Annotated in this window: 12 protein-coding genes; 11 read left to right on the forward strand and 1 reads right to left on the reverse strand. The window is 27.2% G+C overall.

Going from position 1 to position 14132, the window contains the following annotated elements; genetic code table 11:
• Window positions 1-208: 208 nt before the first annotated feature.
• The 4 genes from ACQPUW_RS03390 (at window position 209) to ACQPUW_RS03405 (ending at window position 3763) form a co-directional block, all read left to right on the forward strand.
• Entirely contained in the window at window positions 209-838 is a 630-nt protein-coding gene (locus ACQPUW_RS03390) for a hypothetical protein (RefSeq protein WP_430836095.1), read from the forward strand.
• A 447-nt stretch (window positions 839-1285) separates the two neighbouring features.
• A complete protein-coding gene (locus tag ACQPUW_RS03395; RefSeq protein WP_430836096.1) occupies window positions 1286-1711 on the forward strand; it encodes a hypothetical protein in 426 nt (141 codons plus the stop codon).
• A 198-nt stretch (window positions 1712-1909) separates the two neighbouring features.
• Complete coding sequence (locus ACQPUW_RS03400) at window positions 1910-3073, forward strand: class I SAM-dependent methyltransferase (protein WP_430836097.1); 1164 nt, start codon at window positions 1910-1912, stop codon at window positions 3071-3073.
• Window positions 3074-3190: 117 nt separating this feature from the next.
• Window positions 3191-3763, forward strand: a complete 573-nt coding sequence (locus ACQPUW_RS03405) for a hypothetical protein (RefSeq protein ID WP_430836098.1) — start codon at window positions 3191-3193, stop codon at window positions 3761-3763.
• A 215-nt stretch (window positions 3764-3978) separates the two neighbouring features.
• Here ACQPUW_RS03405 and ACQPUW_RS03410 read toward each other — a convergent pair whose 3' ends face one another.
• The gene (locus tag ACQPUW_RS03410) at window positions 3979-4443 is read right to left on the reverse strand and encodes a hypothetical protein (protein WP_430836099.1); all 465 of its coding nucleotides are present in this window, start codon (window positions 4441-4443) and stop codon (window positions 3979-3981) included.
• A 361-nt stretch (window positions 4444-4804) separates the two neighbouring features.
• Here ACQPUW_RS03410 and ACQPUW_RS03415 point away from each other — a divergent pair, with 361 nt between their 5' ends.
• The 7 genes from ACQPUW_RS03415 (at window position 4805) to ACQPUW_RS03445 (ending at window position 13967) form a co-directional block, all read left to right on the forward strand.
• Window positions 4805-6895: an HPr family phosphocarrier protein gene (locus tag ACQPUW_RS03415; protein WP_430836100.1), complete on the forward strand. Its 2091-nt coding sequence runs from the start codon at window positions 4805-4807 to the stop codon at window positions 6893-6895.
• Between the two features lie 220 nt (window positions 6896-7115).
• Window positions 7116-8114 (forward strand): dihydroxyacetone kinase subunit DhaK, encoded by a 999-nt coding sequence (gene dhaK / locus ACQPUW_RS03420; protein WP_430836101.1) that lies wholly within the window; start codon window positions 7116-7118, stop codon window positions 8112-8114.
• A 33-nt stretch (window positions 8115-8147) separates the two neighbouring features.
• On the forward strand, window positions 8148-8774 hold the full coding sequence (dhaL, locus tag ACQPUW_RS03425) for a dihydroxyacetone kinase subunit DhaL (protein ID WP_430837269.1): 627 nt from the start codon (window positions 8148-8150) through the stop codon (window positions 8772-8774).
• Between the two features lie 29 nt (window positions 8775-8803).
• The gene (gene dhaM / locus ACQPUW_RS03430) at window positions 8804-9196 is read left to right on the forward strand and encodes a dihydroxyacetone kinase phosphoryl donor subunit DhaM (protein WP_430836102.1); all 393 of its coding nucleotides are present in this window, start codon (window positions 8804-8806) and stop codon (window positions 9194-9196) included.
• Window positions 9197-9431: 235 nt separating this feature from the next.
• Entirely contained in the window at window positions 9432-11600 is a 2169-nt protein-coding gene (locus ACQPUW_RS03435; protein ID WP_430836103.1) for a HelD family protein, read from the forward strand.
• A gap of 143 nt (window positions 11601-11743) precedes the next feature.
• Entirely contained in the window at window positions 11744-12964 is a 1221-nt protein-coding gene (locus tag ACQPUW_RS03440; RefSeq protein WP_430836104.1) for a S41 family peptidase, read from the forward strand.
• A 166-nt stretch (window positions 12965-13130) separates the two neighbouring features.
• Window positions 13131-13967 carry a deoxyribonuclease IV gene (locus ACQPUW_RS03445; RefSeq protein WP_430836105.1) on the forward strand — a complete coding sequence of 279 codons (837 nt, stop codon included), beginning with the start codon at window positions 13131-13133 and terminating at the stop codon, window positions 13965-13967.
• The last annotated feature ends 165 nt before the right edge of the window (window positions 13968-14132 follow it).

A 14132-nucleotide genomic window follows, 5' to 3' on the forward strand; every position in this document is an offset into this window, starting at 1 on the left:
TTTTGGTTATTTTTATCTAAGTTAAAGGTATTAGGAATTTATTTTAGCAATTTATAATAGCTTTGAAATTTATTTTAGCAATTTAATTATTTAAATAAGTTAATTAAAGAAAGTAATAAAAGATTAAAAGTTTAAAAATCAAATTTAAGAGTATACTAATTTTAAATATTATAATAAAATTTAATGTTTAAAATGGGAGGAATATATTATGAAAAAATCTATGTTAGTATTAGCGATAGGATTAATTGGGTCAGCATTATTAGTTGGTTGCGGTGGAGATAAAAAAGATACATCAAGCAATAAAAACAATAGCCAAACAGAACAAGCCAAAGAAAATAATACCCCAAAGGAAGTATATAAGAGCGGATTTTATGAAGTAGGTAAAGATCTACCAGCTGGTGAGTATTTAATAATGAGAGATAAATTAGATAAGCAAGCAGAAACTTCAGTTGCAGTAACAAAAGATAGCAAAAAAGAAGATGAGATATTTGATGAAAGCATGATGGGAAATATTTATGTAATTTTACAAGATGGACAATATATTGAAGTACAAAATGGAGATATTTATCCAGTAGATAAAGCACCATCTAATACTCCAGAGGATAAAGTATATAAAGATGGTATGTACAAGGTAGGAAAAGATATAAAAGCTGGAACATATGATGTTAAAGCTATAAAGAATAACGGATCTGATGATGGATCTATAGAAATTACTAAAGATAGCAGCCATAGTGATAAGAGCGTAATATCAAAGAAAGAATTTAAAGACACTGAAAAGGTAACATTAAAAGATGGTGAATATATAACATTAGATGATGCAGAAATTACTGTTAAATAATGTATTATGGATTTAAAAGCAGTTACCTATTATACTACTTATAGTATAATAGGTAACTGCTTTATTGTATTAGAAAAAGTAATATCATATTTTACATAATAATTTTAGTAATTTTATAAATAAAAGAGATTTAAAATTTATTTTATGTTATAAATTAGTTCATAAAAATATAGTAAGATTTACAGATAATAATACATGAGGGCCTGTAAAATATAGTATATATAAATAAGTTTATATTAAAGAGAAGATTAGATAAAATGTTATTTTACTTATATTATAAAAAGTTTTAAAACATTTGTTATTATGATTTAATAAAAGTCTTTTATATGATAAAAATTTGTTGTAAAATTAAATAAGATAAGTTATAAGTATTTACATAGAAATTTTAATTTGGACTTATTTAATAAATAATATCAACGTCATGATAAATGAAAAGAGGGAACAAATATGAATAATGAAATAAATACTGATTTATTTGCTAAAGACCTTACTGCATTAATGGAAGAACTTAATGTTGTAAAGAAGATAAGTAAATTTGGAGAAGATTATGATGATGTAAGAAAATCAATCGATAATCCAAGAGATAAGGAAATGTTTAGATTATCTGAGTATGTTACTATATCTGAATTAGTAAGTAAGAAGCTTGAAATACCTGCAGTTAAGGTATTTGAATGCATGAATAAATTATTCCGTACTTTCACTGCAAACCAAGAAAGAATATTCAAAACATTAACAGCAGATAGTGAAACAAGAACATTATTGATAGAAGATTTAATAGGCGACAAAAATATAGAAGAAGTTTATGTATCTATACAAGATGAACCAAGCTTTATCGAATTATGCGACGCTTTAAGAAACGTTTATAAAGCTTAATACATATACAAGATATTAAATATAATATCTGTAGAGAAAGACCTTAACAGAGATGTTAAGGCTTTTTTAGTATATAAAAATAAATATAATTTTATCTTTGTGATAAAATAGAAATATGTTAATTTGCTATATGTAATATTAGTATTGTATTATTGTGTAGAATATTAATTTTTTAAATAAATAATAAGGTGTGGAGATATGGAAGATTTAAAGAGAGCAATTAGTGAAATTACAAAAGAAGATATAATAAAAGTAGTTATTAGCAATAAAATGAACAAGGACGTTCAATATAATAAAATATCATTTGTATTAAAAGAAAATAATGAAAAACAATATTATCAAGTAGAGAAATATACTGATAAGCAAGTATTTCATGAAAATATTAATATAGATGAATTAGAAGAAAAATTCTTAGAATTTGTAGGCGGAAACTATAAGCAGTTAGCTGCTTGGGCAAATGAGTGTACATTTGATTTAAAGATTTCTAAAAAAGGTAAAGTATTTTTAAGTAAGAAGAAAAGTGATAATGCAAAGCTAGCTAAAAAAGGACATAATAAAGAGAAAAATTACATACTTAAAGAGGGTATGATTATAGAACCTCTTATAGATTTAGGAGTTTTTACAAAGGAAGGTAAAGTAGTTAATTCAAAGTATGATAAGTATAAGCAAATAAATAGATTTGTAGAAATAATTGATGATGAAATTAAGAAAAATGATTATAAAGAACTTACAATCCTAGATTTTGGATGTGGTAAGTCTTATTTAACATTTGTTTTATACTATTACTTTGTAAAGATTAAGAACATAAATGTAAAAATGATAGGATTAGATCTTAAAGAAGATGTAATAAAGAAGTGTAATGAGATAGCTAAAAGATACAATTATGAAAACTTACATTTCGAGCTTGGAGATATTAATGGATTTAAATATAATAATAAAGTTGATATGGTAATTACATTACATGCTTGTGATACAGCTACTGATTATGCTTTATATAATGCAATAAAGTGGAATAGTAAAATGATATTCTCTGTTCCTTGTTGCCAACATGAATTTAATCATCAAATGGAAGCAGAATCATTATCAATACTTACTAAGTATGGAATAGTGCAAGAGAGAGTCGCAGCTCTTATGACAGATTCAGTTAGAGCTAATCTTTTAGAATGTGTAGGATATAAAACACAACTTTTAGAATTTATAGATATAGCACATTCCCCTAAGAATATATTAATTAGAGCATCAAAATCTAATATATCTAAAGGCAAGAAAGAGAAAGCTTTAAATGAAGTTAAGGACTTAATGAATCAATTTAACTTTAATCCAACATTATATAATTTATTAAAGGAAGATAAGTTTATTTAATGATTAATTTAAGAAAAAAATGTAATAAATTTATATGGATATTTTAAAGGTATTGAATAAGTAATAATAATTATGATATAATAATTATTATTAAGAAACAAAGCGAGGGAGAATTTAATGAAGGATAAAATAACTTTAGTATATGAAAATGGTGAATACACTGTATCTATAAATGATAAATTAATAAGTATAAATAAGCATATGGATAATGCAATTGAAAGATTTACTCAGGTAATAACTGATAATGAAATAATAAAAGCAACACCTTGGGAAGATATGATGAAAGACTTAGAAGGTATAAAAGACTCAAGATTAGAAATAAATAGTGAATATCAAACTTTAACTTTTGAAAATATGAAGTACTTCTATAGAACAGGTAAAGTGTTCAATATGAAGAATGGACAAATGCAACAATTACTTGGAGGATATCACTTATTCTCATTTGTTGTTAGAATGGTTGAAGGTGGATACATTAAAGACTATTTAGAAATATTAGATTTCTGTAAGGACGTATTAGAATATAAGGTTACTTACAGAACTTCAGAAACAAGTATTACAGTTGCAAGCCCTGCATTTAATTACGGATCAGCAGAGTATAACTTTGTTAGCGGAAAGATTAATAAGGGTGCTACTATAGAAAAGGCAAGCTTTAACACTTACAAAGAATATGTATTAAATACTTTAGGATAATAGAAAAATATTATATCTAAAAAACTGCTCAATTAAAATTTGAGCAGTTTTTTTCATACTTAGAAGTTATTTTATATTATTAAGTTCTAATATCACTATATTGTTTACATTAATATTTCTGTTATTGTTGCTTTTATGAATATAACAGAACTTGCACTAATTACTATGTTTATGGCAACCACACCACGGATTTAACATTGTCATATGCTTTGTTTCTAAAATCTTGATTTATCATAGTTGTAAGGGATACTTGTACCCACAACTACATCTTCAATCTTTTCAATAATTAGCCAGTCATCCATGTTCCCTTGATGGTCGAAGTCTAGTGGTTCGATTTCTTTTACATCAGAAAACTCGATTAGACAAAGACATTTTTTATGCCAACGTGTTTTTTGTTTTTCAGAAAGATTTAATTTAGGCTGATTTTCCTCTAATATTTTTGTTATTTCATCCTCTGAAAGTTTCACATAATTTTGAACATTACTGACAGTAGCAGAAGCAGTAATCTTAGCACTTCCTTTTTCCATAAAGTAAAGAGTTTCTCCATTAAAAACACGGCTATGAGGTATTTTTCTTCCTGCTGCACCTCTTACAATCATTGGTTTTGTACCTGATAATATTCTATCTAGAACCTTCTCGCCTTTTTTACCAGTATTATCGCAATAGATCAAATGTACCACTACGCATTACCCCTCTCATTAAAATCTTGTTTATCTACAAGTTAAATAAAAATTTAATTCATAAAAAATATAATTATTTATTAGTCTATATATTGTATTATATATAATTTATGGATAATAAATCCAGAAGGTATTTCATAATAAGTATATTTATACAAATATACTTTCTCTTTTTTATGAATATTTACAGTTATTTATCTTGAAATTACTAAGATTTATATTATAGCCCCTTTTTCAAAAACTAATCAATTAGCAATATTCATTTAAAATAAAGGTTAATATTTAAATAAAATATAAAAAATTGATATAATATTTATATAGAATTAAACAAATATATAAGTTTTAAAAAGTAGGGGATAAAATGAAAGAGAGAGTTGTAAAGATAAAACCGCAAAAAGGTCTTCATGCAAGAATTATAGCTATGCTTGTCCATAAAGCAAATGAATTAAATAAGAAGTATGATACAAAATTATTTATAAAGTATAAAGATAGAAAAAGTATATCAGCAACAAGTCTTATGCCATTAATATTATTAAAAGTAAAAAAGGGAGAAAATATAATAATAGAAGCTGATGGTGGAAATGAGGAAAAAGCTTTATATGAGCTGGAAGAGTTTTTAAATAGTGACTTTCATATAGATGATGAAGAGCAAAAACAAATAGATAATATAATAGAAGATAACAATATAACATGGGAGCAAGTTATTAAAAGTACAGCAAATGGAGTAGTTGTTGTAGATGAAAGCGGAAATATAATTATGACTAATTCTTCAGCTGATAAGATACTAGGTATTAATTATAGCGATGTAGTTGGAAAGGAGATTTCAGAGGTACTGCCAAAATCTTTTATACCGATTGTATTAAAAGAAAAGAAAGCAAAGCTTGGTATAAAGCAATTACATAATGATAAAATAATATTTAACAATATAACTCCAATAATTATAGAAGGAAAATTAAAAGGTGTAGTATCAGTATTTGAGGATATTTCAAACTTAGAAAAGATAAAATCGGAGCTTTATGAAGTGGAAGAACTTAAAGAAAGACTTCAACTTATTTTAGAAAATGTAAATGATGGAATTTGCTTTGTAAATAAAGAAGGAATAATAACTTATGTAAATAAGAACTATTCTAATTTGTTTAATGAAGGTGAAGAAAATATATTAGGAAAGAACATAAAAGATTTACCAGGAAATGAAGCTAAAGTAGATGCTTTAAAGAGTGGAAAAGGTATAGCTAATCATATCGATAGAAGAAAAGAAGAGTCTACATTAATTGAAAACGTAAACCCAATAATAATAGATAATAAAGTAAGGGGCGCTGTTTCGGTAGTGAAAGAGCTTTCTGAGGTTCAAGTTTTGTGGCAGATGTTAAATGAATTATCTGATAAAGAAAATTATTTAGAAGAGGAGCTATTAAGAACTAAGGATAATGAGGATTTTCATAAATTTATAGGTAAAAGTGGAAAGACTATAGATGTTTTAGCTATAGCTAAGAAGGCTGCTAGAGGAAATGCCACAGTTTTAATTAGAGGAGAAAGTGGTACAGGGAAAGAGATTATAGCAGAAGGAATTCATTTTTCATCTAATAATGCTAAAGGACCATTCGTAAGAGTAAATTGTGCAGCTATACCATCAAATCTTCTAGAGAGTGAATTATTTGGACATGAAAAAGGATCATTTACAGGTGCTATAAAAAGAAAGCTTGGAAAATTTGAACTTGCAAATAACGGAACAATTTTCTTAGATGAAATTGGTGAGATGGAAAAGAATATGCAAGCAAAGATTTTAAGAGTGCTTCAAGAAAAAGAATTTACTAGAGTTGGTGGAGATGAAGTAATTAAAATAAATGTTAGAATTATAACTGCAACTCATAGAAATTTAGAGGAAATGGTTAGTGATGGAGAATTTAGAGAAGATTTATATTACAGATTAAATGTTATACCAATACATATTCCTCCCTTAAGAAAGAGAAAACAAGATTTAGCATTTTTAATAGGGCATTTTATAGAAAAAATAAGTAAGGAGATAAATAAAAGAATAACTGGAGTTAATAATGAAGCTATGGAAGCCTTTTTAAATTATTCATGGCCTGGAAATGTTAGAGAACTTGAGAATATTTTAGAAAGAGTAATAACACTTACTGATAAAAATTATATAGATTATGAAGATTTACCTCTGTACCTAAAAAGCACAAAAGAATCTGAGAGAAAAGATGACAAATTTAAAGAAGTAAGTAGAATAAGTAATGATTATATAGAAGAGCTAATATTAGAAAGTGATGATGTTTTGCCTATGAAAGAGTATGAGAAGTTAATAATAGAAAAAGCATTAAAAAAATATGGGAGTTTTAATGCTGCTGGAAAAGTATTAGGTTTAACTCATAAAACAGTAGCAGCAAAAGCAAGACAGTATGGAATAGAAAAAAGAATTGGTTGGGAAAAAGTATCAAGGTAAAAAATATCATATTGATACTTTTTACCAACGAAAATGAATTTTAAGAAAGAGATGTATATAAAGGCATCTCTTTTTTATTTCTTTAAAAGCCTTAAGGAACAAGGCGGTTAAGAGATATTAACTGAACATATTTTAAATAATTGTAGTTTTGGCATAATAAATGCTATTACTATAGGCATAAAGATAAAAGAGAATAACTATAAAGGAGAGTTTTATAATTATGAAGAAGTTAATAAATAATCCAGATAATGTTTTAGAAGATATGTTACAAGGAATGCTTTATGCACATGCTGATTACTTAAAGAGAGTTGAGGGATTTGATGTATTAGTAAGAAAGAATTCTAAAAGTGAAGGGAAAGTTGCTTTAGTAAGTGGTGGTGGAAGTGGACATGAACCAGCACATGCAGGGTATGTAGGAGAAGGAATGTTAGATGCAGCTGTATGTGGAGCTGTATTTACATCACCAACTCCAGATCAGGTATATGAATCTATAAAAGCAGTAGATAATGGATCAGGAGTACTTCTTATAATAAAAAATTATACTGGAGATATAATGAATTTTGAGATGGCACAAGATATGGCTGATATGGAAGGAATAAATGTTAAAGCTGTTGTTGTAAATGATGATGTGGCAGTAGAAGATAGCCTTTATACAGCTGGAAGAAGAGGGATTGCAGGTACAGTTTTTGTTCATAAGATTGCAGGGGCTAAGGCAGAAGAGGGAGCATCATTAGAAGAAGTTAAGAATGTAGCAGATAAAGTAATTAAAAATGTTAGAAGTATGGGAATGGCATTAACATCATGTATAGTTCCAGCAGCAGGAAAAGCTAACTTTACATTAGCAGAAGATGAAATTGAAATAGGAATGGGGATACATGGAGAGCCAGGAACTCATAGAGAAAAGATTTCTACAGCAGATAATATAGCAGAACAGTTAGTAAATAAAATATTAAATGATATTACTATAGAAAATGGTGATGAAGTTGCAGTTATGGTAAATGGACTTTCAGGAACACCACTTATGGAACTTTATATAGTAAATAAAAAGGTTCAAGAAATGTTAGAAGAAAAAGGTATAAAGGTTCATAAAACTTTTGTTGGAGAATATATGACTTCACTAGAAATGGCAGGTTGTTCAGTATCAATATTAAAACTTGATGATGAACTTAAAGGGTTATTAGATGCAAAGGCTGATACACCAGCATTTAAAGTATTTTAATGTAATTAAATTTAATTAGTTATTTATGGAGGAATAAAAATGGATGGAAAAAGAGTTATAGAAGTAATAAATAAAATAAATGTAAAAATAGATGATAATAAAGAGTACCTTACAGAACTTGATGCAGCTATAGGTGATGGTGATCATGGATTAAATATGAGCAAAGGTTTCAATGCAGTTGTTTGCAAATTAAAGGATGATAATGAAGAGAATATAGGAAATATATTAAAAAAAGCAGGAATGGCTTTAGTATCAAATGTAGGTGGAGCATCAGGACCACTTTATGGAACAGCTTTCATGAAGGGGGCTATGGAGGTCAGTGGTAAGAGTGATATTAATATAAATGACTTCTTAAATATATTAAAAGCAGGACTTGAAGGAATAAAGCAAAGAGGTAAAGCTGTTTATGGAGAAAAGACAATGATAGATGCATTAGAACCTGCCATAAAAGCTATGGAAGAATCAATAAATAATGGAGATGACCCAAAAACAGTCCTTAAAAAGGGGAAAGATGCCGCAGAAGAAGGAGTTAACTATACAAAAACAATAAAAGCAACAAAAGGTAGAGCTAGTTATTTAGGAGACAGAAGTATAGGGCATCAAGATGCCGGAGCTACATCTTGTCTTTATATATTAGAAACTATATATGAAGAAGTCTAAAGAAAAGATGATAAAGGAGACGTATAGATATGGTAGGAATAGTTGTAATATCACATAGTGAAAAAATAGCAGAAGGATTAGTAGAAATGGCTCTTCAAATGGCACCAAATGCTCCAATTATAGCAGCTGGTGGAACAAATGATGGCAGAATTGGTACAGATATAGAAAAAATATCTGAAGCTATAAAAAGTGTTTACTCAAAGGATGGAGTAGCAATTCTTTTTGATCTTGGAAGTGCATATATGAATGCAGAGATGGCAATAGATTTCTTAGAAGATGATATAGATAAAGAAAAAATAGAAATTATAGATTCTGCTCTTGTAGAAGGCGTAATTACAGCTTCAGTTGAAAGTAGTATTGGATCAAGTATAGAGAGTATAAAGGAAGCATTAAATCCATTATGTTTAAATAAGATGCCTTGATATAAAAAATAAGATTTAGAAGTGTTGAAGTAAATAAGTTTTATGTAAATACATTTATGATAATAGAATAATTAAGTATATAATAATACCTTATTTTAATAAAAACTGTTTAATTAAATTAAACAGTTTTTATTATTTATTCAGAAAGTTGCAGGATTAAATTCATTATAAGGCTTGACATATTTCATTATACAATTTAAAATTTAATGACGTTTATATAAGGGAGAATTTAAATATGCTAATAGGTAAAGAACATTTAGATGAAGAAAATTACTTAAGATTAACACAAAAAACAATAGAAGAATTACTAAGTAAATACACTGATTTAAGTGAAATACAAGACAAAGAAATAGTAAAGCACAGAAAATTTCTTTGGGATAATAGAAGTGAATTAGACGAGATTGAGATAAATGATAATTGTAGCCAAGTAGCACTACAAGAGAAGATGCATTCAAGAAAAGTAAATAGAATAAGAACTTTAGAAAGACAGCTTAATTCACCTTATTTTGCTAGATTAGATTTTAGGGAAGATGGAGAAGCTGCAGAAAGCTTTTATATAGGATTATCTAGTGTTGAAGATGAAGAGAATTTTGAGTTTCTAGTTTTTGATTGGCGTTCACCAGTTTCAGCAATGTTTTATGACTTTGAAATTGGACCAGCTTTTTATGAAGCACCAGCTAGAAAGGTAACTGGAACAATTGAATTTAATAGACAGTTTAATATAAAAAATGGTGAAATAGTATTTATGCATAACTCAAATGAATCATTATGTGATGAAGCATTAGGTTCAATGCTTGGAGGAAATGCTACTGATAAGATGAAAAATATAGTAGCGACTATCCAAAAAGAGCAGAATGATATTATTAGAAATGATGATAGTAAAGTTCTATTTATACAAGGGGCAGCTGGTTCTGGTAAGACTTCAATAGCACTGCATAGAGCTGCGTATATTCTATATAAGCACAGAAAAGAGCTTAAAGCAGATAATATTTTAATATTCAGTCCAAATGAAGTATTCGCAGACTATATATCTGATGTTTTACCTGAACTTGGTGAGACTAATATACTTCAAACTACTTTTGAAATATATTCAAAGACATTCCTACCATCTAATTATATATATGAAAGCAAGAATGAACACTTAGACTATATCTACTCACAAAGTGATGAGGATGAAGAATTTAAATTAAGAACTATTGGAATGGAATATAAAAATACTACAGAATTTATGGAAGTATTAAATAAATTCATTAGAGATATTCCAAGATTATTAATTAAAGTTAAACCTATAGTTATTGATGGAAAACAAATTTTAAACAGAAAAGCTGTAGAGAATACATTCTTAAGAAGATTTGAAAATATCCCATTTTTAAATAGAATAAAGGTTATAAAAGAAAGTATATTCTCTCAAGTTGAAACTAAATATTTAGCAAATAATGATGATTTTGAGTATGTAGACGATAAAAAACAATTTTATGATTATTGCAAAGAACAAGTTGAACTTCAAATAGATGAAATGATAAGCACATTAAACAATGTAGCTATATATAAGATGCTTTGGGAAAATATATCTAGATATACAAGTAAAGATGTAGGTGATATTAAAGAGCTTACATTAAAATATATAAGTTATGGAGAAGTAAAATATGAAGATATAACTCCAATTATATATATAAGAGCAGCTATGGAAGGCTTTAGAAGTTACAGCCAAGTAAAACATATACTTATTGATGAAGCACAAGATTATAGTCCATTATTCTATGAGGTAATAAAACAATCATTTAAAGATGCTTCAATTACAATTATGGGAGACCTTAATCAAAGAATAGATAAGCATTCTAATGTTAAAGATAAAGACGGGATAATAAATATATTCAATAATGTAAAGAAGGCAATTTTAACTAAGAGTTATCGTTCAACATTTAATATAACAAGCTTTACTAAGGAACTATTAGATACTCATGAGCCTATTGAAGCTATTGAAAGAAAGGGTGAAAATCCTAAAATTCATGTAGTAAAGAGTGAACTAGAGAGTAAGATATCAGGTATTATAAATGAAATGACAGACAAGGGATATAAGTCAATAGCTGTTATTTGCAAGAATAAATCCAAATCAGAAGAAATTTATAATAGACTTAAAGAAGTAAATGCTTCTATAAATTTAATCGATGATGATAAGGCTGAATTTAAGATAGGAGTTAATGTTATACCATCTTATTTAGCTAAGGGGTTAGAATTCGATGGAGTTATTGTTGCTGATGGTGAAAATTATTTTGGAGAAAATGATAATAATTTATTCTATACAGTTTGTACAAGAGCATTACATGAATTACATGTATTAGCAAATAAAGATATAGCTGATATTTTACCTAAGGACAAGAGTTTATATACATTAGTTAAGTAACAAAAGCTATAAATTAATAAGATTAAATATGTAAAGCAACTAGCAGATTAATATGCTAGTTGCTTTTGTATTTGAAAAAGAATATATTAAATATCAACTTGAAATATATGGTAAAATATAATTTGGGGAGAAGGGAGAGATTTATGAAAAAGAAATTAATTGGAAGTATCTTAGTTATACTAATTATTTGTATAACTATATTTGTAGTTATTGGAGGTAGAAAGGATTTATCAAAAAGCCAAATGATGGAGGATTTTAATTATTTATTTGATTCCATAATAGATAATTATCCATATTTAGATGTTAATAAAAGAGTCAATGGAGTAGATTTTGAAAAAAATAAAGATGAGTATAAAGATATGATAAAAGAATGTGAAAGTGACGAAGACTTTGAAACAGCTATAAAAACTATTGTAAAAGATTTAAATAATTCACATTCGTATATATTGAATAAGGAAATACTAGAGCAATTTAGAAATATATATAATAAAGTACCAACAGGATCGTGGTATGAGTTAAATAGAAAAGTTTTAAATAATAAAAAGGCTTTAAGAAGATATGGATTAAGTAGAGAAGTAAAAGAATTAGAAAAAGAAGATAGTGTGTTTTATGAAAAACTAAGCTTTAAAGATATAATTAATGGAGAAATAGGGTATATAGAAATACCATTAATGAATAATAGCTCATATATTGAAAATGATAAAGTAGCTATATTAGAGTATTTAGAAGAGGTTAAAGATTATGGTGCATTAGTAGTAGATATTAGAGGTAATAGAGGTGGAGATTCAAGATATTGGAATTACATTTTTAGCAATATAGTTAGTAGAGATTATCATACTGATTATTATTCCTTTTATAAAGATGGTGAATTAATAAGTGAATTTCTAAATTATAATAAAAATGTTAGCATTCCAATAGAAAAGCTAGACACAAGCAACCTTAAAAAATTACCACCAGAAGTTACTAGAGATTTTAAAAGTTACCTTAAGCATCAAGATTCTGTTGAAAAGGTGAATTCATCAATAAATTTTAAAGGAAAAATATATTTACTTGTTGATGATAAAGTATTTTCATCAGCAGAAGCTTTAGCTGTATTTACTAAAAGTACAGGTATGGCAACATTAATTGGAGAAAAAACTAAAGGTGACGGTATTGGAAGTGATCCTATGTTAATGATGTTACCTAATAGTGGTTTAGTATTTAATTTCACTAAAGAGATGGGAACTACAAGTGATGGAACATGTAATGAAGAGCATAAGACAGATCCAGATATAATAGTAAATAAGCCTAAGAAAACTGGAGATTTTAAAACAGATGAATGCATTAAAAAAGTCCTTGAGTTAGAAGGTAGAAATAATATATAAGATAAAATTTTTTATTAAAAGATTATTTAAATCAAAAAAGTAATTTAAATTATTAAATAATATAAATTATTCGTTGCAAAAGGATATTAGTTTATAGTATTATTTTATATATGGAATAAAGCAGAGATTAAAACTTATGGTTTTGATATAAATGGAGGATAAACGAATGTTAAATATAGGATGTCACTTATCAACAACTAAAGGATTTGAAAATATGGGAAAAGAAGCACTTGGAATTGGTGCTAATACATTTCAATTTTTCACACGTAATCCTAGAGGTGGAAAAGCTAAGAAAATAGATGAAAAAGATGTTGCAGGACTTTTGGAGATAGCAAAGAATAATGAATTTGCTACAATATTAGCACATGCACCATATACATTAAATGCTTGTTCAGGAGATGAAAGAACTAGAGAGTTTGCATTAGAGATGATGGCTGATGATTTAGTTAGAATGGAGTATTTACCAAATAGCTTATATAATTTCCATCCAGGAAGCCATGTTAAGCAAGGGGTAGAAGTTGGAATAGATTATATTGTAAATATGCTAAATAAAGTTATTAAGCCAGAACAAACAACAACTGTATTATTAGAAACTATGGCTGGAAAAGGTACAGAAGTTGGTAGATCCTTTGAAGAAATTGCAGAAATAATTAATAGAGTTGAATTAAAAGATCACATGGGTGTATGTCTTGATACATGTCACGTTTATGATGCTGGATACGATATTGTTAATGATTTAGATGGAGTTTTAGAGGAATTCGATAGAATAATTGGATTAGATAGGCTACGTGCAATCCATTTAAATGATAGTAAGAATCCTTTTGGAAGTCATAAAGATAGACATGAAAAGATTGGTGAAGGTAATATTGGACTTGAAGCTATTAAGAGAATAATAAATCATCCTAAGTTACGTCATTTACCATTTTTCCTTGAAACACCTAATGAACTTGAAGGCTATAAAAATGAGATAGAATTACTAAGAAGTGTTTATAGTGAAGTATAATTTTACTTTTAAATGTAGAGTTATATAAATTTGAAAAGTTATTAAGTAGATTCAATTAATAAAAGATAGAAAATAAATTTATTATATACAAAGCAGCTGATTGATTAATCTGTACCATCTGTTAAGGATGGTTAAAAAAGTCTAGGCAACGGTAAGAAGATGATT

The organism is Clostridium sardiniense (genome assembly GCF_050584765.1).
In the GTDB taxonomy this organism is placed as follows: domain Bacteria; phylum Bacillota; class Clostridia; order Clostridiales; family Clostridiaceae; genus Clostridium; species Clostridium sardiniense_A.